Annotated in this window: 17 protein-coding genes; 6 read left to right on the plus strand and 11 right to left on the minus strand. The window is 28.6% G+C overall.

Annotated elements, in window-relative coordinates; all coding sequences use genetic code 11:
• Positions 1–384 precede the first annotated feature (384 nt).
• Positions 385–2,349 (minus strand): N-acetylmuramoyl-L-alanine amidase family protein, encoded by a 1,965-nt coding sequence (locus BM027_RS12180; RefSeq protein ID WP_090092146.1) that lies wholly within the window; start codon positions 2,347–2,349, stop codon positions 385–387.
• Between the two features lie 1,036 nt (positions 2,350–3,385).
• Positions 3,386–5,146 (minus strand): N-acetylmuramoyl-L-alanine amidase family protein, encoded by a 1,761-nt coding sequence (locus tag BM027_RS12185; RefSeq protein WP_090092148.1) that lies wholly within the window; start codon positions 5,144–5,146, stop codon positions 3,386–3,388.
• 701 nt (positions 5,147–5,847) lie between these two features.
• On the opposite strand from BM027_RS12185, the gene BM027_RS12190 reads away from it, so the two are divergent.
• Positions 5,848–6,093, plus strand: a complete 246-nt coding sequence (locus tag BM027_RS12190) for a hypothetical protein (protein ID WP_090092150.1) — start codon at positions 5,848–5,850, stop codon at positions 6,091–6,093.
• A 438-nt stretch (positions 6,094–6,531) separates the two neighbouring features.
• Positions 6,532–8,637, plus strand: coding sequence for a methyl-accepting chemotaxis protein (locus BM027_RS12195; protein ID WP_242943328.1), 2,106 nt, complete (start codon positions 6,532–6,534; stop codon positions 8,635–8,637).
• A gap of 319 nt (positions 8,638–8,956) precedes the next feature.
• Here the strand turns inward: BM027_RS12195 and BM027_RS12200 are convergent, their stop codons facing one another.
• From BM027_RS12200 to ulaG, 8 genes are all read right to left on the minus strand, one after another.
• Positions 8,957–10,900, minus strand: coding sequence for an MBL fold metallo-hydrolase (locus BM027_RS12200; protein WP_090092155.1), 1,944 nt, complete (start codon positions 10,898–10,900; stop codon positions 8,957–8,959).
• A gap of 649 nt (positions 10,901–11,549) precedes the next feature.
• A complete protein-coding gene (locus tag BM027_RS12205) occupies positions 11,550–12,395 on the minus strand; it encodes an L-ribulose-5-phosphate 3-epimerase (RefSeq protein ID WP_090092158.1) in 846 nt (281 codons plus the stop codon).
• A gap of 128 nt (positions 12,396–12,523) precedes the next feature.
• A complete protein-coding gene (araD, locus tag BM027_RS12210) occupies positions 12,524–13,213 on the minus strand; it encodes an L-ribulose-5-phosphate 4-epimerase (protein ID WP_090092161.1) in 690 nt (229 codons plus the stop codon).
• A 51-nt stretch (positions 13,214–13,264) separates the two neighbouring features.
• Entirely contained in the window at positions 13,265–14,302 is a 1,038-nt protein-coding gene (locus BM027_RS12215) for a hypothetical protein (RefSeq protein ID WP_090092163.1), read from the minus strand.
• Positions 14,303–14,496: 194 nt separating this feature from the next.
• Complete coding sequence (locus tag BM027_RS12220) at positions 14,497–14,790, minus strand: PTS sugar transporter subunit IIB (RefSeq protein WP_090092164.1); 294 nt, start codon at positions 14,788–14,790, stop codon at positions 14,497–14,499.
• Positions 14,791–15,038: 248 nt separating this feature from the next.
• Positions 15,039–16,496, minus strand: coding sequence for a PTS ascorbate transporter subunit IIC (locus tag BM027_RS12225; RefSeq protein WP_090092167.1), 1,458 nt, complete (start codon positions 16,494–16,496; stop codon positions 15,039–15,041).
• 85 nt (positions 16,497–16,581) lie between these two features.
• Complete coding sequence (locus BM027_RS12230; protein WP_090092170.1) at positions 16,582–17,040, minus strand: PTS sugar transporter subunit IIA; 459 nt, start codon at positions 17,038–17,040, stop codon at positions 16,582–16,584.
• A 64-nt stretch (positions 17,041–17,104) separates the two neighbouring features.
• A complete protein-coding gene (ulaG, locus tag BM027_RS12235) occupies positions 17,105–18,169 on the minus strand; it encodes an L-ascorbate 6-phosphate lactonase (protein WP_090092173.1) in 1,065 nt (354 codons plus the stop codon).
• A 353-nt stretch (positions 18,170–18,522) separates the two neighbouring features.
• Between ulaG and BM027_RS12240 the strand changes: the two genes are divergently transcribed.
• The gene (locus tag BM027_RS12240; protein ID WP_090092176.1) at positions 18,523–19,335 is read left to right on the plus strand and encodes a DeoR/GlpR family DNA-binding transcription regulator; all 813 of its coding nucleotides are present in this window, start codon (positions 18,523–18,525) and stop codon (positions 19,333–19,335) included.
• 495 nt (positions 19,336–19,830) lie between these two features.
• Here the strand turns inward: BM027_RS12240 and BM027_RS12245 are convergent, their stop codons facing one another.
• The gene (locus tag BM027_RS12245; protein ID WP_090092180.1) at positions 19,831–21,120 is read right to left on the minus strand and encodes a M18 family aminopeptidase; all 1,290 of its coding nucleotides are present in this window, start codon (positions 21,118–21,120) and stop codon (positions 19,831–19,833) included.
• 325 nt (positions 21,121–21,445) lie between these two features.
• On the opposite strand from BM027_RS12245, the gene BM027_RS12250 reads away from it, so the two are divergent.
• The 3 genes from BM027_RS12250 to BM027_RS12260 all read left to right on the plus strand — a co-directional run bounded on the left by BM027_RS12250 (position 21,446) and on the right by BM027_RS12260 (position 25,019).
• The gene (locus BM027_RS12250; protein ID WP_090092182.1) at positions 21,446–22,621 is read left to right on the plus strand and encodes a cation diffusion facilitator family transporter; all 1,176 of its coding nucleotides are present in this window, start codon (positions 21,446–21,448) and stop codon (positions 22,619–22,621) included.
• A gap of 126 nt (positions 22,622–22,747) precedes the next feature.
• Positions 22,748–23,614: a DUF2628 domain-containing protein gene (locus tag BM027_RS12255; protein WP_090092185.1), complete on the plus strand. Its 867-nt coding sequence runs from the start codon at positions 22,748–22,750 to the stop codon at positions 23,612–23,614.
• A 598-nt stretch (positions 23,615–24,212) separates the two neighbouring features.
• Complete coding sequence (locus BM027_RS12260) at positions 24,213–25,019, plus strand: vanadium-dependent haloperoxidase (RefSeq protein WP_090092188.1); 807 nt, start codon at positions 24,213–24,215, stop codon at positions 25,017–25,019.
• Positions 25,020–25,267 lie beyond the last annotated feature (248 nt).

Raw genomic sequence — 25,267 nt, forward strand, 5'->3', positions numbered from 1 at the left:
TTGTAACCGTTCGTGTTTTCAAACGGTTTGTTTTATATGCACTTTTTTATATTTGAATTTTTTTAAAATTTACTTGACTATTATTAGCTGGTCTATAAGCTATTTGCTTAAAACAAAAAAGGATGAGTATATAAGAAACTCATCCTTTTTACTTTATAAAATTTAATAACATCTATACGTAAAAAAAGAACATATTAGTACGGAGTGATACATTGTAAATATTGATTTTAGTGTTTCATCATTTATGTTATAGAATTTGCCACTGTCTGAAGCTTTAGCTGAGTTTGACATAATTCTATTGCAGAAATGATATAAACACTTAATCACTATTTACTAGTATCCGTAGTACTAATATGTTCTTTTTAAAAATATAATTATATTATATTATCTAACCCAAGCTCCGTTAGCAGCTAAAGTACAGCCATCAACAGTTGTGTTAGTAGCCATTCCTCCCCAAGAATTTAAATAATACCAAGTACCATAATCATTTAACCAACCAGTCTTCATTCCTCCCCATGGTTGCATGTAGTACCAAGCTCCATTTACAGGAACCCAACCAGTTTGCATACAACCTGAAGCGTTAGTGTAGTACCAAGTTCCATTATCATTAATCCATCCAGTCTTCATTGCTCCTCTAGTTCCATCTGAAATTGGATTTAAATAGTACCAAATTCCATTAACGTTCTTCCAGCCAGTAGCCATCTTTCCGTCATCGTTCATGTAGTACCAAGTACCACCTAAGTTTAACCAACCAGTAGCCTTAGTTCCATCTTCGTTAACATAAGTCCAAGTACCATCAGTAGCTTGTGCCCATCCTTTAGCATCTGTAACTGGCTTTTCATCTTCTTTGTCTTTGTTTCCGATTATTGAATAAACTTCATCGTCATCATCGCTCCAAACAGCCATGTTGTCTTTATTGTAAACTGATAAATGTGACATTAATCCATCTACTTTATAAACTTTATCCCAATCTTCATCGTTATCCCACTTATAAACGAATCCACCATCTACTCTCCATACATTTCCGTCAACGTCTGTATCAATACCTTCTATTTCATCATCACAGTCTTTTTGGATATCTGTATAGTAATATGAACTCTTTGATTTTAATTCAATTGTTTGAATTTCATGAGCATTTTTGCTATATGCAATTAATTTTCCATTAACAACACTATATGCAAGATCTGTTGAATTTTTTAAAGAATCCTCAATTTCATCTTTCTTTCCCTCATCATCAGAAACTATATAAGTAGTTACAGTTTTTGCATATTTAGCTCCGTCTGCATCATCAGACGCTTGTGCTTTTGATATCTTTTGAATAACTTTAAACTCTACAGTATTACATCCTTTATATTCTCCTAGTGTTGCTTTTCCATCTCTTTTAGTAAATGTATAACCATCTTCAGCCCCATCAAGACTACCATCCACAGTAACTTTAGCAGCTGCAGTAGTAGTAATACTATTAGTAGCATCTAATTTAGTACCATTTATTTTTTCTATATTATCTACACTTGTAACAATTATATTTGCTCTTCTATAAATATTATTTGAATCTTGTGCAATTGTTTTTGCATTACTAATTGATACTTGAATATCGTCATCCTTAAAAAGTTTATCAGTATCAGTATTCTTTAAAGTAACTGTGGCTCCATTACCAGTTGTAGTTTGAACTTTAATCTTACCTATATTATAATCAGCATCAATGTATTTACCTTTAGCATCAGTATATACATTGTAGAATGTACCTTTCTTAATTTTAGCAGAATCACCAGTACCTTCTATTTCAATACCCTTTGATGCATATTTAACTTGATACCAAGTTTCTCCATACTTATTTCCTGCAATCTCTTTACCATCTAATTTTGGAAATGCTTCTGAGCCATATGCTAAATCACCTGCTATTTTATATTCTTCACTTTTTTCTGAATATCTTCCATCTGTATCCTTTTTTATCTTCTTTTTTAAATCTGTTCCTGCATCCTCTGCATTATCTTCTTGGATATTATCATCTGTTACTTTACCATTTGTTAAATCAACAAAATAATCTCCATCTTGTATTTTAAGATACTTTTGTGATTTAATTCCATCAAAATCATCTCCTGAATCAAGATCTTCTAACGGAGTATATTTACCATCTTTTAAATAGTAAATTTCATCATTGTCTTCTTTAACAACATCTCCATCAATAACAAAAGTTCCATCTTTGTAAGCTTGTATATTATAAACCGTACCATCTTTTGATTCTATCCTCTTATAATCAGCTGCATTAACCCCAGTAGCTGGAACTAATGAAATTACAGCTGCTGCTGCAACTAATCCCGCCGTTATTTTGTTTGCTCTTTTAATCATTTTATTTCCCCCTATTTCAGTATTATTTTAATTATATGCATGCTACAAAATAAATATTTTTGTGTTTTTTATGCTTGTTGTTATATTTTCATTTTGTAGCTTCTTAAGTGTTCAATCTTTTATTTGTTAAATTATATAGTTGCATACTTTTTAATTGTGTGAACTTTTTGATTTATTTAATTTTTAACTTTAATTGTGTAAACTTTTTAATTTATTTGATTTTTATTTTCAAACCTTAAGTCTTAAGTCTTATTTCTTTTAAAATTGAATATTGTACTGTACTTATAACTACAATTTTTATTATATTAAAAGTAATATAAAATATATTTCATATTTTTACTTTTCTGCTATATAATACAAATCAAATTTTATATTTGGGTACCTTTTTTAATTTTTTTGTCAGAATTTATATTTTAGAAGAAGTGTAACTCCTGATTACTAAGAGCTTAAGATAAGTTTTTAAAGACTAAAAAATATTATCTTTAGAAACTTGAATGAAAATAACAAAGCTAATTTAAACCGTAATAATACTGCTAAAGAATTAATTAATATTCTTTAGCAGTATTACTTTTAAACTCAGAAAAATTAATTAGGAAATATGTTTATTTTTAATAATCACTATATACTACAACCCAATTTCCTAATTTAGGTACTTTTTTTGTAATATTATTCTTATAAAATCTAATTTTTCTAATATAAAATTTAAGTACACTTAATTTTTATCCATAAAAAAGAATTTTTTTACTTTATATTCCATTGTATTATTGTTTTAAATAAAAAGAACCCTACAAGGTAGACTTTTTATTAATTGCCTATCTTATAGGGTACATTTTATTGAATAATACGGTACAATTTATTTTATATATGCTCTATTTAATATAATTCATTATTTACATGGTTAACCTCTAAATATATACTAGAGATTCTAAATGAATTTAAATTAATAGTGGCTTTTATAATCTATATATTTCTAAAAACACGTCTATATGCAAAAAAAATAGGGATAAAAATCCCTATTTTTTAATATTATATTATATTATCTGATCCAAGCTCCGTTAGCTCCTAGGTTGCATCCATCAATAGTTGTGTTAGCAGCCATTCCGCCCCATGCTTGCATGTAGTACCAAGTACCATTGTCATTTAACCAACCAGTCTTCATTCCGCCCCATGATTCCATGAAGTACCAAGTTCCTCCTACATTAGTCCAACCAGTCTTAATTGCTCCCCATGATTGCATGAAGTACCAATTTCCTCCTACGTTAGTCCATCCAGTAGCCATAACTCCGTCATCTTTTAAGTAGTACCAAGTACCATTTAAGTTTAACCAACCAGTAGCTTTAGTTCCATCTTCTTTAACATAAGTCCAAGTACCATCTGTAGCTTGTACCCATCCTTTAGTAGTTACAACTGGCTTTTCTTCTTCTGTTTTGTTTCCGATTACTGAATAAACTTCATCTTTTTGATTCCAAGCAACCATGTTGTCTTTATTATAAACTGAGAATTCATTCATTGATCCGTCTACTTTATAAACTTTATCCCAATCTTTATCGTTATTAAATTCATAAATGTATCCACCATCTAATCTCCATACATTTCCATCAACATCTACTTCTACAGCTTTTGCATCTTCAGCATCAACATTTGTGATGTCAGTGTAAGTATATCCTTTGCTTACTTTTAAGTCTATTGTTTGAACATCTACTTTTCCAGTAACTGTTGTATCACAAGCAATAACTTTTCCGCCAGCAATACTGAAGTTTGCACCAGAAAGTAAAGTTTTGCTATTAACACCCTTATCGTCAGATATTACATAGTTAGTTACTGATTTAGAATATTTAGCTCCATCAACATCTCCTGAATCTTGAGCTTTTGATATCTTTTGGATAACATTAAATGATACTGTTTTATTATCAGTTGTTGTAAATGTCTTACCTGAAGCAGCACAGTTTGTAGCATCAAGAGTAAGTCCATTAACTGATGTTATTGTAGCTACACCAGTAGTTTTAAGTGTAATAGTTGCTGTTCTATAAATATTGTTAGAATCTTGTCCTATTACAGTAGAAGCTGAAACGTATGATGACAATTGCTTTGTTTCAACAGTACCTGAAGTAACTCCAGCAGTGTCATAGGCATCCTTTGTATTGTCTACTGTTGTTGTTTTAACAGAAGCACCAGTTGTTGTTTCAACTTTAACTTTTCCTAAGTTATAATCAGCATCGATGTAGTTTCCTTTTGCATCAGTATAAACATTTAAGTTTCCACCAATAGCTACATTATTTGTAGCTTTTGTAGCAGTATAAGTAGTTCCATACCAAGTTTCACCAAACTTGTTTCCTGTTAATTCTGTTAATGTAACATTTGCAGCATCATTACTGTATCTGTCATCTACTTTATCTTTAACTTTCTTTCTTAAAGCCATTGAAGCATCATCAGCGTTGTTTTCTGCTAACTTCTCATCTGTTACTTTACCATTTGTTAAATCAACAAAGTAATCTCCAGAGTCAACATTAAGATACTTGTCTCCATAAGCTCCTGTGAAAGTTGATCCTGAATCAACATTTTCTAATTGAGTGTATTTTCCAGCATTTAAGAAGTATACTGCATCTGTACCTTTCTCTTTAACGTCTCCATCAATAACGAAAGATCCATCTTTGTATGCTTTAGCACTGTAAACAGTACCTTCCTTTGATTCTATTCTCTTTACATCTGCAGCGTTAGCAGCAGTTGCTGGTACTAATGAAACTACAGCAGCAGCAGCTACTAATAATGATGTTATTTTATTTGCTCTTTTAAACATAATTTTTTTCTCCCCTTATCTTTTCGTAATTTTTAATTTTAATCATTTCAATTAAAATTTTTCATCTTTTGTGTTTGTAATTTTTATCTTTTGTAATTCAAGATTTTTACCTTTTGTTTTGAATTACTTGTAAAAGTTTCACGTGAAAAACTTAATAATCCATTTTAACTATGGAATATTATTTCACATTTACTTTTCGATACATAATACAGCCACTTTTTTATATTTCGGTCCTTTTTTGTCATACTTTATACTTTTTTGTCTGTTTTTTTATATTTTTCATTATATTTAATTCTTTTTCTTAGATAATTTTAGTTATATTAATATTATTTTCATATTATTCTTTAATTATCCAATTAAATATTTCTTATTTTACTGATAAAAGTATCAATTTATTTCTTATATTCTCTTTTTTATACTATAGCTTAGGAATATTCAAAAAATAACAAGTCAGTATGTTAGGATATTTGTCTTGTTGTTTTCTTTCATATGCCTATCTAAATATATTACAAAATTAACCTAGTATTAATTTTTATTTATTTCAAATAATAATATTGTCAATATTATTGCTTCTACACAATGGTTATCTTTAATATAAGGCACATCTTTGTCTATTATTTTCTCTCATGTGCCTAAATCTCTTTTATTACATTATTATTTCAGATATTTCAAATAAAAAAATTAAGGAAGTGACATGTTCTATGGCTAAAGAAGAGTCTCCTTATCTTCCAAAGGTAAGAACAGACTATCATCCAGATAATGATGATATAAAAAGTTCTTCATGTGGAGTATCTACTTATATACCTAATCCAGCAGTAGATGATATTGCCTCTAATAACATTGTCTGTCCTGAATTTGACTACACAGACAATATGGGATCAACAGAATACTTTGACTTAAACTCACCCCATCCAGAGCAAAGTTATATTAAACACTGTAACAGCTAATTTAAACATTAGATGTTTGAAAAAATTCACCCCTAAACAAAAAGGTGGAGAAATTAATTCTCCACCTTTTTTATATTCAATTTTATTACTGTATTGTAGATTATTGACGATAATTAAATAAAAAATAGTTATATTGTCTTAAATGTAGAGCAATACTACTGCTTAGTATATTAAATATAAATAATTATTGATATAATATATTAAAGACAAAAAAATAATGATAATTTTTTACTTAATTTTTATTTTATGTATTACAAATGTATACTATATAACTTTAAAATTGGCCCTATTTTAAGCCGTGTTGATATTGTTACACCTTTTGACTCTCACTTAAGAGTTCTGAAAGTCGAATTCTAATACACGCTTCACAAAAGTGTGCAATATAAACACTCTATTAAAACAGAGCGTAAAAATTGAAAACAAAGGAAGTGTAAAATTATGAAAAAACTTAGTTTAGGTGCAAAAATTAGTATAAGCATAGGACTTATAGTACTTATATGTTATTTAGGAGTATTTTCAACTATATTACTTCAGTTGCGATCACAAAGTATAAATGAAAGCGAAGTTTTAGCAAAAGAAGCATCAAAATCATATACTTCTGAGATTACATCAAATTTTAAAAATCTTGAAATTATAGTTAAAGGATTAAGAAGTGCAGTAACTAAGCAAATGGAATCAGGTATACAAAATAGAGAGTCTATCATAGAAATGCAAAAAGAAACTTTAACTATGAATCCTGAAGTTTTTGGGATAACAGTAGCATTTGAAGCAAATGCTTTTGATGGAAAAGATTCTTTATACAAGGGCAAACCTGAATTTGGTGAAAACGGTATGTTTATACCATATGTAAGCAGACTAGATAATTCTTTTGTAGTAGAAGGGGCTTACAATTCTGAAACAGAAATGACTTGGTATAATAAACCTAAAGAGCTAAATGGAACATACATTACAGAACCAACTACTTATAATATTAATGGAAAAGATATTCAAATGGCATCATTAGCAATACCTATCCTCGATAAAAGTAATAAATTTTTAGGTGTAATATCAATAGATTATAATCTTGATACATTAAATAAAATTATATCTGATAAGAAACCTCTTGGCGGAACTGTTGAATTAATATCAAATCATGGAATTTATGTAGCAAGTGGTGAAGATTCAAGTTTAGTAATGAAAGATGCTAAAAGCAATAATGCAACATGGAAAAACATTATAAATGAAACATCACAAGGAAAAGATTTCATGACTTATGGAAAGTCTGTTACAAAAAATCAAGATGTATTAATGGTATCAAATCCAGTTAATTTAGAAGGAACTAATACGAATTGGATTTTATGCAGTCAAATTCCAAAACAAAACATATTAGAAGGATATAACAACATACTAAAAAATGTTATAACAATAGCAATTATATCTTTAATTATTGTTATTTTAGTAATTGTATTAGTAATTAAGAAAATGATAAAAGGGATACAATATGCAGAAAGTCAACTAAATTTATTATCTAAAGGTGATCTTACTATAGAATTTGATAATGTTTATTTAAACAAAGAAGATGAAATAGGAAAAATGTTTAACTCAATGAATGAAATGAAAAAATCTTATAGAGATATAATAAGAGGCGTTAAAGATGAATGTACTATAGTACTAGATTCTATAAATACTACTAATGAAAAAATTGGAGATTTAAATGTAAAAATATCTGATGTATCTGCAACAACAGAAGAACTATCAGCTGGTATGGAAGAAACTGCAGCTTCAGTACAAGAAATAAATTCTTCATCAACAGAAATGGGCAGAATGCTAAGTAATATGGTTTCAAATGTAGAAAGTGGTGGAAAAACTGCAAAAGAAATAAAAGAAAGAGCTGTAAATCTTAAATCTTCAGCAATAAAATCTCAAGAAAAATCTAATAATATAACTTATGAACTTAAAAAAAGTTTGGAAGTGTCTTTAGAAAAATCTAAAGCTGTAGAGCAAATAAATGTTTTGACTGATGAAATATTAGAAATAACTTCTCAAACTAATCTTTTAGCTTTAAATGCAGCGATAGAATCTGCAAGAGCAGGGGAAGCTGGGAAAGGGTTTGCCGTTGTAGCAAATGAGATAAGAGGACTTGCTGAAAATTCAAAAGAAACAGCAATTAAAATTCAACAAATAAGTAAAGATGTAACTGAAGCAGTTAATGGACTTAAGCAAAGTTCTAATGAAGTTATTAATTTTATTAGCAATCAAGTGGTCGATGATTATATTAAGCTTGTTGATACAGGAGAACAATATAAAAATGATTCAAGTATATTTAATGATTTAGTTACTACTATTAGTGAAACTTCAGAAAAATTGCTTCATTCAACTGAAAGTATAATTTCAGCTATAGATGAAGTAGCACTAGCAACAAATGAAGGTGCTGATGGTACAAGCATTATTGCTACTAAAGCAACAGATGTAGTTCATTTGACAGAAGAATTTGTAAATCAAACATATAGAACTAAAGAATGCGTAGATAAACTATTAGACACAGTATCAGTATTTAAAATTTAACTATTTTACTATGTTAAAGAGTGTTGATATTGTAATATAAAACTCAATTAACTCCTATACCCATCTTCACCAAATTAAAGGGGTTGTCTCATAATGCAAATCATTTAATGATATGATGTATATTCAAAAAAAATAGAAATAACATTTATGGAAGAAGCATTGAAAAATAAGCTTAGAGTTTCTTCTTTAATAAATGTTATTTCTATTTCTTTGTTATTACTTCACTTGATAATTCTGAGACAGCGCCTTTTCTATTTCCTAAGGCACATTCAAAAAAATAATAGACCAGTAAGCTCGTCTATTATTTTATTTCATGTGCCTAATGTTGAATATTCCAATTTTGTTTTGTTGCATATAATGAAACTCCATCTTTTTCACTGGCTTCAAGTATACTTACTCCTCCAGCTATCAAATTATTATATGCAATATCTTTAGCTATGCTGTTAGTTGCTCTAGTCATCACACCAATATCTGCTCCAATATAACATATAAAATCCCAAGTTGATGATGTATCAAGTCCATGATGTGATACCTTAAGTACATCTATTTTTGCACCTTTTAAAAGATCATACTTTGATATATCTCTTTCTGCAGCCCATTGTATGTCTCCAGTAAATAAGGCATCTAAATCTCCATATTTTAAATATACAACTGCTGATTGATTATTAATTGACCAATATTTAGCAGATGCTCTTTTATCTCTTGAATCAAAATAATCTTTATCTATTTGAATAAATTTTAGTATACCCTCTTCATCTATTTTTGTTCCTTGAGTTGCATCTAATAATTCAATATTATTTTCTTTCATAAATTCCATTGTTTTTTTGTATACCTTATAATCATTATTCATAATTTTAATTGAATCATCATCTAAACCATCTAGTTTTGTCTCTGAGCAATCCTCTATATGACTATACTTAGGCATATAAACTTTCTTTACAGTAAACTTCTTAAGTACTTTTAATAACCCACCAATATGATCTGAATGTGGATGAGTTATTATAACGTAATCTATTATTTTGTTTCCATCCTCATCTTCTTTAAGATTTTGACCTGATAGGAAATTGATTAATTTGGTTTCACTGTCTTTAGTGTTATATCCAGTATCAATTAAAGCAGTTTCTCCACTTGGAAGCTTTGTATATATGCAATCAGCATCTCCAACATCTAAATATTTAACATAAAGATGTTCTTTCATTATTCCTCTTCCTATATATAATCCATTTTCATCAAAGCTTTCCATATTACCATCTATAATTACATCACCAATAGCTAATTCACTATTTGCTTTAACATAATAACGATTATTGTTTATGCTTATCCACTTATTAGACACCATTTCTCCATCTTTAGTGGAGTAACTTTGAACACCATTTTTTAAATATACTCCTGTTTGTAATAGTCCACTACCATTAAAATAGTACCATTTGTCATCAATATTTACTTTGCCTCTTACCATAGATCCTGATTCAGTTAGATAATATTTGTCTGCTCCTAATTTCATCCATCCAGTTTGCATTGTGCCATCATTATTCAAATAGTACCATCTGTCATCAATACCAATCCAATCTGTTTTCATGATTCCAAAATCATTAAAGTTATACCATTTGCCAGCAATTTCTTGCCAGCCAGTCATAGCAGAATAATCACTATCAAGATAATAAATATTTCTATGAAGTTCATAGTTTGAATCTTTACTTGGATCAAATTCTACCTTTGAATGATTCTCTAAGCTTGTACCATTTTCTTTATCTTGTATTTTATTATTCTCTATTAAAACAGCTTGAGCAATTTTAGGATCTTTTTCTGTTCCTTTATATATGTATTCATCTATTTCAAACCAACCAGTTTTCTTTAACATACCTTCTTTATTAAAGTAAAATCTCTTTCCGTTAATTACTCCCCAGCCAGTTTTGTTTTCATTTACTTGTGAATTGTCATCTGAAACTTTCTTTGTTGTTTCATCTGTTTTATCTTCTGAATTATTAATTGAAGTCTTTTCCTTAGAACTCGCTGATGAGTCTAATGTATTACTACTTGTCCCATCATTGTTTACTGAAGTCTTCGAATTATCTACATCACCATGTGTTGAATCTAATTCATTGTCTATTTCACTTCCATTAGTACCTACCTTATTGGTATTTAAAATACTATTATTTTTTTTATTACTCGTAGCGGCATATGCACTTGCCTGAAAGCAAAATCCACTCAAAAACACCATAACCATAACTAAAGTCAAAATTCTCTTAAACTTATTTTCCATAATACTTAATTGCTGAAATTATATAAAAATTATATACACGATAACTTTATTGCTACCTTTCTACTGCATTTTAACAGCTTGTCTTAAAATAAAATCCTACTTAGTAATCTACTTACTAATTATCATTATCAGTAATAATAACCTTTATAAATTCAAAGCAAAAATCCCTCCCCTCGAAAACTTTTCCAAGTGTATTATACCTTATATAGGAAATTTTCTCAATTAATCTATACTAATTAACTTAGATAAAAAAAATTATAAGTAAATATTTTTCTCTAAGTCACATGTATAAGATAACAAATAAAATATGCGACGGATATTTTGTATCAATCAAGAAGAAAAGTTTAGCTCATAGTTTATCTATTAACTAAACTTTTTTACACAGTATGACGCAAAATATACTAACATACTGATTTATTATTTTTTAACATGCCTAATTATTTTAATAATAGATTACCCAAATAATCTATCGTTAATGTATATATGTTGTAAAAATTAATGTATATAAGTTCTAATTAATATTCTACAGTTAGTTTATTATAGGGTAATGAACTATATGTAGTATATTTCATAGAACATATATACATTAAATTTAGAGTGTTATGTGAATTTGATTAAGAATCTTTAGTTCAACATATATATATTATTTTTAACTTAAGGCCTTAGCAAATTTTTCATCCATAAATTTTTTTGTATTTTTAATTACATCTTTCCAGTCATCATTTCCAACATACCAAAATTCTGCTGTATACTTTCGTACCCCAAGATTCCATGATTTTTTGATTATCTCTTCAAAATTAACATGTCCTGCACCAAAAGTAATTTCTCTAAACTTTCCAGGTACTGTTTCTTTTAAATGCACAGCTGAAATATGTCCTGTACCTTTATTAAAATCTTCTACTGCACTTGTTCCATATTGCAAAGTTGCATTAGTTATATTTCCACAATCTGGATATATTTGAAGATATGGAGAATTAATCAAATTAACAAATTTCATAGCTTTTTCAACTGTATTCATAAATTCTGTTTCCATAGTTTCAAAAGCAAGTATTACACACTTATTTGCTGCCATTTCAACAGATTTTCTTAAGTTTTCTTCAAAATATTTTTTTGTTTGTTCATTTCCTTGTTCATAGTAAACATCATATCCTGCTAGTTGAATTATTCTAATTCCTAAATCTGAAGCTAAATTTATTGCCTTTTCCATTATTTCAATTCCTTTATTTCTAGTAGCTTCGTCCATACTACCTAAAGGATATTTTCTATGTCCGCTAAGACACATTGTTCTTATTTCCATTCCACATTTAAACATAGTATCTACAAGTTCTTTTCTTTCTTCCTTTGTCATATCAAGTCTTGATAATTTCTCTTGAGTTTCATCTATACTAACTTCTACAAAATCAAATCCATACTCTTTTGCATAATTTAATTTTTCTTCCCATGATAAAGAAGTTGGCATTGATTTTTCATATAATCCTAATGTATATTCCTTCATAAAATCACCTTCTTATCTAAAGTTTTACTCTAAACATACTGACTTGTTATTTTTTCTAATATGACCTACACTCCAAGCATTACATACCAAAGGTCGTAATTACAATTATTACATCCCTGAGGTATCAACTATTGTCCATAATAAGCATTTGGTCCATGTTTTCTCATAAAATGCTTATTCATTAGCTCTTTTGGCATAGCTTCAATAGTCTTATTTGTTAAAATTTCTGTATTCCATGCCATCATTGCAACTTCTTCTAGGACAACTGCATTATGAACTGCTTCCATAGCATCCTTTCCCCATGTAAAAGGTCCATGATTTTTAACTAAAACACCTGGTACATGCGATGGATTTATATGTTTAAACGTATCAACTATTACCCCGCCTGTATTATATTCATAATTAATATTTATTTCTTGTGGTGTCATATCTCTTGTGCAAGGAATTTCATCATAGAAATAATCTGCTTGAGTTGTACCATATGCCTTAATATCTCTTCCTGCTTGAGCAAATATTGTAGCCCACCTTGAATGAGTATGAACAATTCCTCCTATTGAATTAAAATCTCTGTATAACTTAACATGTGTTGGTGTATCTGATGATGGTTTGTATTTTCCTTCTACAACATTTCCATCCAAATCAACTACCACCATGTCTTCTGGACTCATTTTTTCATAATCAACACCTGATGGTTTAATGACTACTAGTCCCTTTTCTCTATCTATTGCAGAAACATTTCCCCATGTAAAAGTTACTAAATTATATTTTGGTAAAAGCATATTTGCTTCATAAACTTCTTTTTTTAATTCTTCTAACATACTTATTCCTCCTAGAAATATCTAAATATAGGATTTGAATTTTCACTTTAATTAATCAGTTACAAAGTATAGTGCAGCTTCTCCAAGTTCCCTATTTGCTGATATTATAATATCTCTATCTTCATCATGTACAACAGCTACATTGCTTGGACCTATTCCAGCTTCTATAACTTCTGTTTTAAATGTAAGTTTTTCTTTATCCTCACATTGAATTACGAATAATTCTTTTTCAACTCTTCTATATCCACCAATTATGCTTGGAACTCCTCTTAATTTTCCGCCCCAAACAACATGTCCAAAGTCCATTTCTTTAGGATATTTATAAATTACTTTATATTCTCCATCAATCTTTTTATTAATTAAGAAGTTTCCTCCATGGAAATCTTCTATAGTGACTAATTCATCTTCACCATCTTCATCGATATCTACAACTGCAATATCACTGATTGGTTTATTTAAAATTTGTTCTACAGTCCAATCTTCTTCTAAACTTTGTGGTGGAGTAACTACAAATGCACCTTCTTCAGACGTAACTATTCCAGCCATCTTGCCATTCCAAGTAGTTCTACAATATCCATGATTCTTTGTTAATCCTTCTTTTATAACTTTAAGTTCTATTGGCTCATTTAAATCTTCTGGTAGAATTCCAACATAAATTTTACCTGGATCTGACCAATCATCTTTAAATTGTTTTGAGTTACATAAAACTGAGCCTAAAAAGTAATTTACTCCGTTAGCAGTTAATATATCAAATCTATGAACATAAGGTAGATCTAATAAAGTCTTTACTGTCCATTTATCATCTTTTTCAGGTTTTGCCCAAACAATTGTAGCTTTTTCAGATTGAAAAGTTGGAAAGAAATTTTGTACTGCTAAAAAGTCTCCATTCTTACCTGGTACAGGTATCATTGACATTGTTCCACCAGGACCATCCCAAACTGTTGATTGCTTAAAATCTTCTCCTGAATAGCTATAACAATCTCCTTCGCCTTCAGTTGCTAGTAATATTTTTCTTTCTCCATCCACAATAGTACTACTAGTTGCATAACATCTATGTAATAGTGTTAAACACTTCTTTTCAAATTTCATAACTTTACTCCTCCAATTTAACTATTGTTTATTTGCTACATATTAATATATATGTTGTAAAATGATTTCTTCATGAAATTTACCACTGAAGGACTTAAAATCATATAGATTTCTAATTACAACATATATATTTAAATTATCTTTTATTGACTATTTTATTTATAAAATACCATTATCTTCTTATTTACTAATTATTATTTTTTATTTACTACATTTTCTACTATTTTCTCTTCAATTTCTTTTTCTGATAAAACATTTTTTAATCCTATAACTATAGTTCCTGAATCTTCAGCTCTTTTAAAGTTTGACATTAATACTTGTGAACAAAATACTACATCAAAATTTGATGCTTGGCTTTTAGCTTCTCCAACACTACTATGTTGAATCGATACATCTATATTTAATTTTTTAAAAACCTTTGCTATTTTCATCTTTATTATTTGGCTTGATCCCATTCCACTTCCACATGCTGCTATTACTTTTAACATTATGAACATCTCCCTCAAAATTTATTTTTTAAATTCTCAATTATAAATTATTCTTATATTTTGTTTAAGTTAGGTATCTAATAATAGATAACCATACTGATCTATTATTTTTTGAATGTTCCTTAATTAGTCAACATTTGATAATGCACAATTGTAGATGAAATTCCTTGAAAATTTCTTTAAACGTGTCTTTCAAAAACTCTCAAGGAACTTCTTCCCTCCTGCATTGTGAACAATTTTTTTGTTAATTATGATTCTGCTCCCATTTCACTAAGATATTCGTCATAATCTTCTGCTATCTTAAAATATCCCTTTTTATTTTTTCTATATTGAAGTTGTGGTATAACTAGTAATGCTATAAGTACAATTCCAAATCCTACATATTGGAAATTCTTCATTAGCACTCCAATTACTGGCCATACTGTATCAAAGTCAAAGTTTCCATGCCATCCACCAAATTGTGCTAATTTAAAGTAGTAAGCTGCAAATGCTCCTCCTAATACTTGGATAATTCCAGATACAAAAGGAATAATAATTGCTGCTTTTAAGCCACCTTTTTTATTTGCAAATACTGCAAATGTTGCATTATCAAAGAATACTGGTACGAAACCTGTAATTATTAATACTGGGCTCTTAAATACTACTAAACCTATAATTGATATAAATTGTCCCAATGCTCCAAATAAGAAACCAATTGTTACTGCATTTGCATGACCAAATCCATATACTGCTGCACAGTCAACTGCTGGCATTGATCCTGGTAAAATCTTATCTGAAATACCTTGGAATGATTCTGTAAGTTCTGAAACGAACATTTTAACTCCAAGTTGTAATATACTTAAGTAAACTGCAAAGTTTAATGATTTTTCCATTATATAAAACATAAAGTTTCTATCTGGATTAAAGGTTTTATCAATTTGTTGTAATAAATCTGGTCCTAATATCCCCATTATTATTCCAAAGAAGAACATCATTAATATACCAGTCGCTACTACGTTGTCATTAAAGATTGATAAGAATCCAGGTAATTTAAGATGTTCAATTGATTTTTCTTTATTACCAATTTTTCCTGCAATCTTATCTGTAAGCCAAACACCAAACATTTGTTGGTGACCAATTGCAAATCCACCACCTTCTGTTAATTCTTGAGTAGCTTCAACTGTAAGATTTGATGATACTGCCCAATAAGTTCCAAGTAATAATCCAAGCATAATTACTGCTTGTGTATCAATTATTTCTGGGAAACAGAATAATACTATCCATAGTGCAGTTGAAGATTGTTGCACCATTATGTGACCTGTAATAAATACCGTTCTTATTTTTGTTTGTTTTCTAAACAATACTAAAACTATATTAAAAATGAATGCTATTAAAAGTACCATCATCATTAGTGAAAATGATCTACCTATATTTTCTATAGCTGATTGTGCTGCCGTTTGTCCGAAGTAAGGATCTATAACAGCTGCCGTTAAATTAAAACGATCTTTTAATCCTGCCAGTATTGGTCTAAAATTACTTACCAATCCACCAGCTGCTACATTAAGGATTAAATAACCAACTATTGCTTTTATAAATCCTGCTATAGCTTCATAAATTGGACGTTTTAATAATAAATAACCTATTAGTACTATAAAACCAATAAAAAATGCTGGGTTAGTCAAAATATTAACCTGGAAAAACTTCCATATCGACATTAGTATATCCATTTTTAATTCCCCCTAATAATTTAATAAAATTATTCTTTTTTTAAATTGAATCCTTTAATCTTATTATTTTTATCCTATTGTTTTGTTATACTGATTTTTCTTCTGTAATTTTAAGTATTTCTTCTAAATCTTCTACACTTTTAGCTTGAAGTAATTTCTTCACAATGGTTTCATCATCTATTAACTCAACCATATTAGATAAATTTTCTAGGTGTATGTTATTATCAGTTGATGCTAATACAAAAAATAATTGTGCATCTTGTTCTGGATCATCACTAAAATGAACTGGTTTTTCAGTTTTCATAAAACAAATTGATGTTTCATTAACACCTACACCTTCTTGTGCATGTGGTATACATATATTTGGTGCTATAACTATATATGGTCCATATTTTTTCACGTTTGCTATTATTGAATCTACATAAGATGCATCTATCGCGCCTTCTTTTATTAAAGGTTTACATGCTGCTTCAACTGCATCCTCCCAATTTTCAAATCCTTCATGAAATGAATATCTTTTTTTCTCAATTAATCCTTTTAACATAATCTTCTTCCCCCTATTTTTAAATGGAGGGCTAAAGAACATCTTAGCCCTCTTTGAATATTCCTTATAAGAATGATGTATATGGTAAATTTATTTCAGTTTCAAAGCAATCATCAAATCCTCTTGGATAATGATATTCTCTCTTTTCATTATCTACTGGGAATGTGAATTTTCCTCCTACTTGCCATATAAATGGGTTGAAGTTATATTGTAATCTATCTTTCTTCATATCAAATAATACTAATATTTCCTTTGTATCTGCTTGAAAATTTGACCAAATATCATGATGGAATGGAATAACAACTTTTGTATTTAATGATTCTGCCATTCTTAAGATATCTACTGATGTCATTTTATCTGTAATTCCTCTTGGATTTTCTCCATATGATCCTAATGCAACATCAATTTTATGTTCATTTCCATGTTTTGCATAATAATTTGAATAATGTGAATCTCCACTATGATAAAGATTTCCACCTGGAGTTTTTATTAAATAGTTAACTGCTTTAATATCCATATTAATTGGCATTGTTCCTCTTAAATCTCCTTCTGGAGGTGCTGTAATTAATGCTGTTCTATCAAATGCTTCTAATGCAACTATTTCTATATCTTTAACTTTTACTGTATCTCCTGGTTTAACAACGATACATCTTTCCTTTGGCACTCCCCATCCAATCCATTTATCTACACATGCTTGTGGTCCAATGAATGGAATACTTTCATCACAATTTTGCATAACTGCAGCTGCAACGTTTACATCAATATGATCATTATGATCATGTGTTGATAAAACCGCATCTATTTCTTTAATGCCAAATGGATCTAATACAAAAGGTGCTACTCTTAAATTTGGTTGAAGTTTCTTTCCTCCACACATTCTAGCCATTTGGTGTTCTGAATTTATATATGGATTTGCTTTTGTCTTCTTTCCACTTCCACACCAAAAATCTATACATATATTTGTACTTCCTTCTGATTTAACCCATATTCCTGTACATCCTAACCACCACATTGAAAAAGTACCCGGTTTTACATTTTCTTGTGCTATCTCTTCATTTAACCAAGTTCCCCATTCTGGAAAAGTATTAAGTATCCATGATTCTCTTGTTATTTTTTCTACTTGTGACATTTTTCATTTCCCCCTAAAAATTATATTTATTTTATGTATGTTGTGTATGTTGTTTCTAAATTTTAATATTCTAATTTTATTTTTACCTTGAACCTTATGTTTTGAATGTTTTGAACCTTTGTTTTTTCGTTTATTGAATGTTTTGTTTGTTTATGACTTTATATTACATCAATAGTTCATTTAATTCAAGCTTTTTTTGAATTATTTTAATATTTTTTATTATATTTGAATTTTTTGAATGTTTGGATTGAACTTTATGATTATTTGCATTATAATAAGAATAACAAAGTAAGTAAAACTTCTTTAAATAATAAAATTAAATATAAAAATATTAGGTAAAGGTGACGATAGATATGAAAAAGACACAAAGCATAGTCTCTAAAAGGAGAGATAAAATTTTAGAATATTTAAAAACAAATGAAACAATTAGTACTAACGAATTAGCAGAAAGATTGCAAATTTCTCCTCTTACCTTAAGAAGAGATTTGCAAGCATTAGATGAGGAAGGTTTAATAATAAGATATTATGGTGGCGCAAAATTATTAAATAATGCAGATACTGATATTGATAATAAAAATATCATTGAAGAAAAAGATATCAATTTAAAACGTAATCTCAAAAAAAATTGTATTGCAAAATATGCCGCTGATTTAATACAAGATGGAGATACAATATTTATAAATTCAAGTTCCACAGCACTTTTAATATTAAAATATTTGGATTCTAAAAGAGTTAATGTTGTGACTAACAATGGTAAGGTACTTCAATCAACTATTGGTCCTAATATTGAATTAGTGTTAACTGGAGGGCAAGTTTATGAAAGAAAACAATCTTTAGTTGGTGAATTTGCCACTTATATACTTTCTAAAATAACGGCTGATAAATGTTTCTTAGGGGTTAGTGGTATCGCTTCTGATTCTGGAATAAGTACTTCAGTACTTCAAGAAACATTAATAAATCATGAAATGATAAATCGTTGTAGCGGTCCAGTATATATTTTATCTGATAGTTCAAAAGTAGGTAGACATCACAATTTCTCTAGTGGAGATATAAATGAAATCACTCATCTTATTACTGATTGTGATATTGAACAAAAAGAAATTAAGAATTTTGAAGACAAAGGTATTAATGTAACAACTATAGACTATACAAAATCAATTGATTAGTCCCAAAAAGAAATAGAATTTATACTTACGCAAGATGCATTAATAAATTTTTTATTAGAGTTTCATCATTTTAGGGTGAAAAAGTGCTTCATTTGCTTACAGTTCATCTCCAAAAAGAAATAGGGATAAGTCTTTTACTAAATATTGCATCAAAAAATTTCTTATTAGAGTTTCATCATTTTAAAGGTGAAAAGTGTTACTGTCTGAGAGAATTTGTCTCGAGTTTAACACTTTTCAGTTTTGAAATGATAGACAACTCTTATAAGAAATTTTCTGCAATACGAAGTAAGGCACATTAAAATAAATAACAAGTCAGTATGCTGGTCTATTTTGCGTCATACTGCGTCGGTAAAGTCATCCCATAGCCTGCTATGAGATGACTTTATCTCCTTGTCTTACACAAAATATACGTCGTATCTTTGACTTGTTATTTTCTTTAATATGCCTAAATACTTATCCCTATTTCTTAAAAACACATCTATCTTTTGAATGTGCCTAAATTCCATAGAATTCTGTAAATGCTTTTATTGTGTATTCATTATCTTTTACTGCTGCTAATTCCCTTACTGAATGCATACTAAGAAGTGGTGCACCCATATCTATTACTGGAATGTTTAATTTTGAAGCTGTTATTGGTCCTATTGTTGTTCCACCCTTTACATCTGATCTATTTACAAATTCTTGACATGGAACTTCTGCTTTGTTACAAACTTCTTTAAATATTGAAGCTGCATAACTATCTGTTGAATAGCTTCCTGATGCTGCAATTTTTATTACTGGACCTTTTCCAAGCATTGGTCTACTTGTTGGATCATGTTTTTCAATATAATTTGGATGAAGTGCATGTGCTAAATCTGCTGAAATCATCACTGAATTTGATAATGTTCTCTTAAAGTCTTCTCTATCTTTTCCTAAAGCTAATGTAATTCTTTCTAATATATTTTCTAATAATGAAGAATTTGCTCCTTGAGCTGTTAGACTTCCTATTTCTTCATTATCTAATGCAACTAATACTTTTGTCGCTTTAGTTTTATTGCTTTGCAAAAGTCCTTTTAGTCCTGCAAAAACCATCCAAAGGTCATCTAATCTGCCTGATGATATAAATTCCTCTTCCATACCAATTATTGATCCTTTTTCAAATTCATATAAAAACAAATCAAAATCTAAGATTTCTTTTTGCTCTACATTCAAACTTTGTGCTATTAATTTTATTAAATATCCATCTTTTTCTAATTTATCATTTGCCATTGTAAGTAGTGGTAATGTATCTTTTTGCTTGTTGTATTCATATCCTTCATTAATAGTTCTATTCATATGAATTGCTAAACTTGGTATTATTAAAACTGGCTTTTTTAAATCAACTAATTCTACTCTTGGCTTTAATGGAGTTTTTCCTTTTAATGTAACTCTACCTGCAATTGATAATGGTCTATCAAACCATGTGCTAAGTATTGCTCCACCATAAACTTCTGTGTTTAATTTTAAATAATGTCCTTCTACTTGCATTTCTGCTTTTGGCTTTATTCTAAATCCTGGTGAATCTGTATGAGCTCCTATTAATCTAAAGCCTTCTTCTTCTATGTTTCCATTACCTATTTCAAATGCTATTATTGCAGATTGATTTTTCATTACATAGTATTTGTTTCCTTGTTTTAAATCCCATTTATCGCATTCCTTAACTTCCTGATATCCTTCTTTATCTAGAATATTCTTTACTTCGTAAGCTCCATGAAATGCACTTTTACTGTCATTTATAAAATCTAATAATTCTGTTGTTATACTCACAATGATTTCCCCCTATTTTTTAATATATTGATTTATTTTAATTAAAAGTTGATATTGTAATATAAACTTCATCGTCCATGAGCTTTATATTACAATATCAACACTATACTAAACCATAGCGTAATATATTTCTTTTCTATAAGGCACATGAAAATAATATGTCTAACTACATTACTATTACCTACTAAATAGTATCAAATTATACTGTTTTTATCAAATCTTCCTATTAAGTATTCTAAAAATAACAAGTCAATATTATAGTCTATTTTACAAATACTTTTTAGTGTATTAAACTATACTTATTGTGTATGATTGGAGTGATTTTATGTTTTGTGAATTTCTAGTTAATACGTTTATTAAAGATAATTCTAATATAAAAGACGATAAGGTTAGAAATTCTTATGGAATTCTTGGTGGAGTTATTGGAATTCTTATAAATGTAATTCTTTTTTCAATTAAACTTTCTGTTGGATTTTTTGCATCAAGTATTGCTATCATTGTAGATGCTTTTAACAATTTATCTGATGCTGCATCTTCTTTTATTACGATTTTAGGCTTTAAACTTGCAAGCAAACCTGCCGATAAGGAACATCCTTTTGGACATGGACGAATTGAATATTTTTCAGCTTTAATTGTAGCTTTTATGGTTATGCTGGTTGGACTTCAATTTATTAAATCTTCAATTACAAGAATTATGAATCCTGAAATAGTTAGATTTGAGGTTATTCCTTTCATCTTACTTTTAGTTTCTATTTTTCTTAAAATTTGGCTTTCAACATTTAATAAATTCGTAGGCAATAGAATTGATTCAGCTGCTTTAAAAGCTGCTGCTGTAGATGCTTTAGGCGATGTATTTACTTCTAGTTGTGTTGCTATATCATTCTTTGCATCAATGTTTACTTCTGTCCCAATAGATGGTTTCATTGGACTTATAGTTGCAGGATTTATTGTTTATTCAGGTTTTTCTTTAATTAAAGATACTCTAAATCCTCTTTTAGGAGAAGCTCCTGATCCTAAACTTGTTAATGAAATTATTGATAAAGTCTTATCTTATAAAAATATCGTAGGTGTACATGATTTGATAGTTCATAATTATGGTCCTGGCAAATGTATGTCTTCTATTCACGCTGAAATACCATCTAATATTGATATAATGAAAATACATGAAATTATAGATAAAGCAGAAAGGGAAATTTCAGAAGAACTTAAAATTTACTTAGTAATCCATATGGATCCAATATGCATTATTGAAGGTGAAGTCAAAGAAGCTCATGATGAAATCTTAGAGCTTATAGAAGAATATGAATATATCGACTCTATTCATGACTTTAGAATAGTTGGTGAAGGACAAGTTAAGAATCTTATCTTTGATATTGTTCTTAATTCTTCTCTTAAAGAAACATTAACTGATGAAGAAGTTATTAATAAAGTAACATCCAGAGTTAAATTACTACACCCTAAATATAACTGCGTAATAACTTTAGATAAACACTTCCTTTAACTTAGTAATTTAAAAGAAATAACTCTAAATGCTAAAATCAGCTATTTTAAGGCATATGAAATAAACCTAAAGCATAACTTTATCTTAGCACTAATTACCTATTATTAAAAATTAGGGGGAATAATAATGAAATGTCCACATTGTGGAAAAGATTTAGGAATTACTAATAACAATACTTATGAAAATGATAATAGTTACAACAAAAATACTAATAATATAAATGATAAAATTGACTACAATAAACATCCAAACTTAAATAAAAGTACTAATCAATATAATTACTCTTTTAATGAAAATAATATTGATATAACAGATGAAGAATTCATTGCTTTTGTTGGAGATAAAAAAAAGGACTATTACTTAGAAAAATTCAACATATTTAAGACTGATAATAAATTTGGTTCTTGGAATTGGCCAGCTTTTTTATTTTCTAGTTGTTGGTTATTATATAGAAAAATGTATCTTCCTGGTATACTATTACTCTGTTTAAAAATATTTATTGCCATGTTGTTACCTTTCTTTTTAGGTATTGTAAGTTTTATTGTATCTATTTTAATGGGTATATTCGGAAATAATCTTTATATTAGGCATGTAAATAAAAGAATTAAAAAGATTAAAAATAATTCTTATAATATAAAAAGAGAATATTATTTTAGACATATTCGTTTTAAAGGTGAAACTAATATAGTAGCAGCTTTTATTTCTGCATTTATTTATTTAATAATTATGCTATTATTAATGACTTTCACAATTGCAAAGTATTCTAATTATTATAACCATTCATCAAAACATTACTATAATAATAATAACAACAATAATAATAACAATAATAATAATAATAATAATAATAATAGATATGATAATCATTCATCTAATGATGATAAGTTTAATGAATTCGATGATAACTACGATAATGACTCTGATAATGATGATTCTGATGAACTTTACAATAAATATGATGTTCCAATAGATTCGCCAATACATAATTACTAAAAATTTTTAAAAAATACCATCTTAGAGAGAAGTTTACCTCTGAGGTGGTATTTCTTTGTATTAATTACGCTATGTTTTAGAAAAGTGTTTATATTATTATATAATAGACCAGTATGTTCGTCTATTTTGCATCTTTGGTCTATTATTTTTTTTCATGTGCCTTATACTTTATTAAAATGTAACAAATGTACATAATGTAAATATTATATATTATATAGTCATTTTTATATTTGGTGGAGTTGTGTAGATATCCATTTACGATTAGAAGAACTTATCTACGGTATAGTGCCTATTATCACACACTTTTTATAAGATATGAGTATTACAACTAATAAACATCAGATAAGGCACAATCAAAAAAATAACAAGTACATTTGCCAGCCTATTTCCCATCATAGGAAGCTCGATTCGCATACGCTCACTGAGTAAGCGATTTACACAAAATCATAGATTTTGGTTCTCTGCTCATCGGCAAATTGAACTAATAGGCCTGCTATGAGAGCAATTCATCTCCTTGCCTGATGAAAAATATCCATTGCAACTTTGGACTTGTTATTTATTTTCATGTGCTAAATTATTTATAAAAGGAGATTTGATTATGTGTGAAAATTTTAATCTTTTAGATAATTGTACTTTACAAAGTTTTAATAAATGGTCACAAATTCCTTATCCTGAACAAACTAAAGTCTATCATGGAATTGATCCAACAGCAGGTTCTTGGCCTTTATATTATTTTAAAAATCAAGGTAATGGAGTATTTACAACTCTTGATGGATCACCTATTTCATGGGAAATCATGAATCCAAGTAATGTGAATTTCATAGAAGAGCTTAAAGAGGTTCAGTATGTACAAGCTCATATAACAGAAGAACAAATTAAGATAGCTAAATATTGGGGAAATGGAGTACCATTAAATCAAATTATACCAATTGCACTTCAATTAATAAACACTTATAAAATAACTCCACCTAAATCGGCTAGAATACTATCATCTGTTGGAAATACCCTTAATGATGCATTTATATTAACTTGGTACTTTAAATATTTATGGGATTATCCAAGACCTTGTCAATTAGATAGAAGCCTAAACACAATATTAGCCACTCCTCAATTTCCAACTTATCCCTCTGGTCATTCAGTAGTATCATCTGCCTCAGCAGTAATTTTATCGTATTACTTTCCAAAAGAAAAAAGTAAGCTTTATGCCTTAGCACAAGAAGCTTCAATTTCACGACTTTACGGTGGAATACACTTTAGATCAGATTTATCACAAGGAATAAGACTTGGAAAACAAATAGGAAGACTTGTAGTTACAGAACTCAAAAAAGAAGCTGACAAAGATGGAGTAATGGTAGATGTACCAAGATTAGATTTTTTAGATGCACCTATAATTCCTAAATACTAAATACTCCTCTACAAGTTATTAAAAGAAGGGGGATATTTCATATCTTCCCCCTTTCACCTATAGCTCATATAAAAAGAAATAGGGATATGCATTTACTTAGTATTTCAGAAAATTTCTTGAAGAGTTGTCTATCATTTCAAAACTAAAAAGTGTTAAACTCGAGATAAATCTCTCAGACAGTAACACTTTTCACCTTTGAAATGATGAAACTCTAACAAGAAATTTTTTAATGAAATACTAAGTAAAAG

The organism is Clostridium uliginosum, from assembly GCF_900112485.1.
Lineage (GTDB): Bacteria > Bacillota > Clostridia > Clostridiales > Clostridiaceae > Clostridium > Clostridium uliginosum.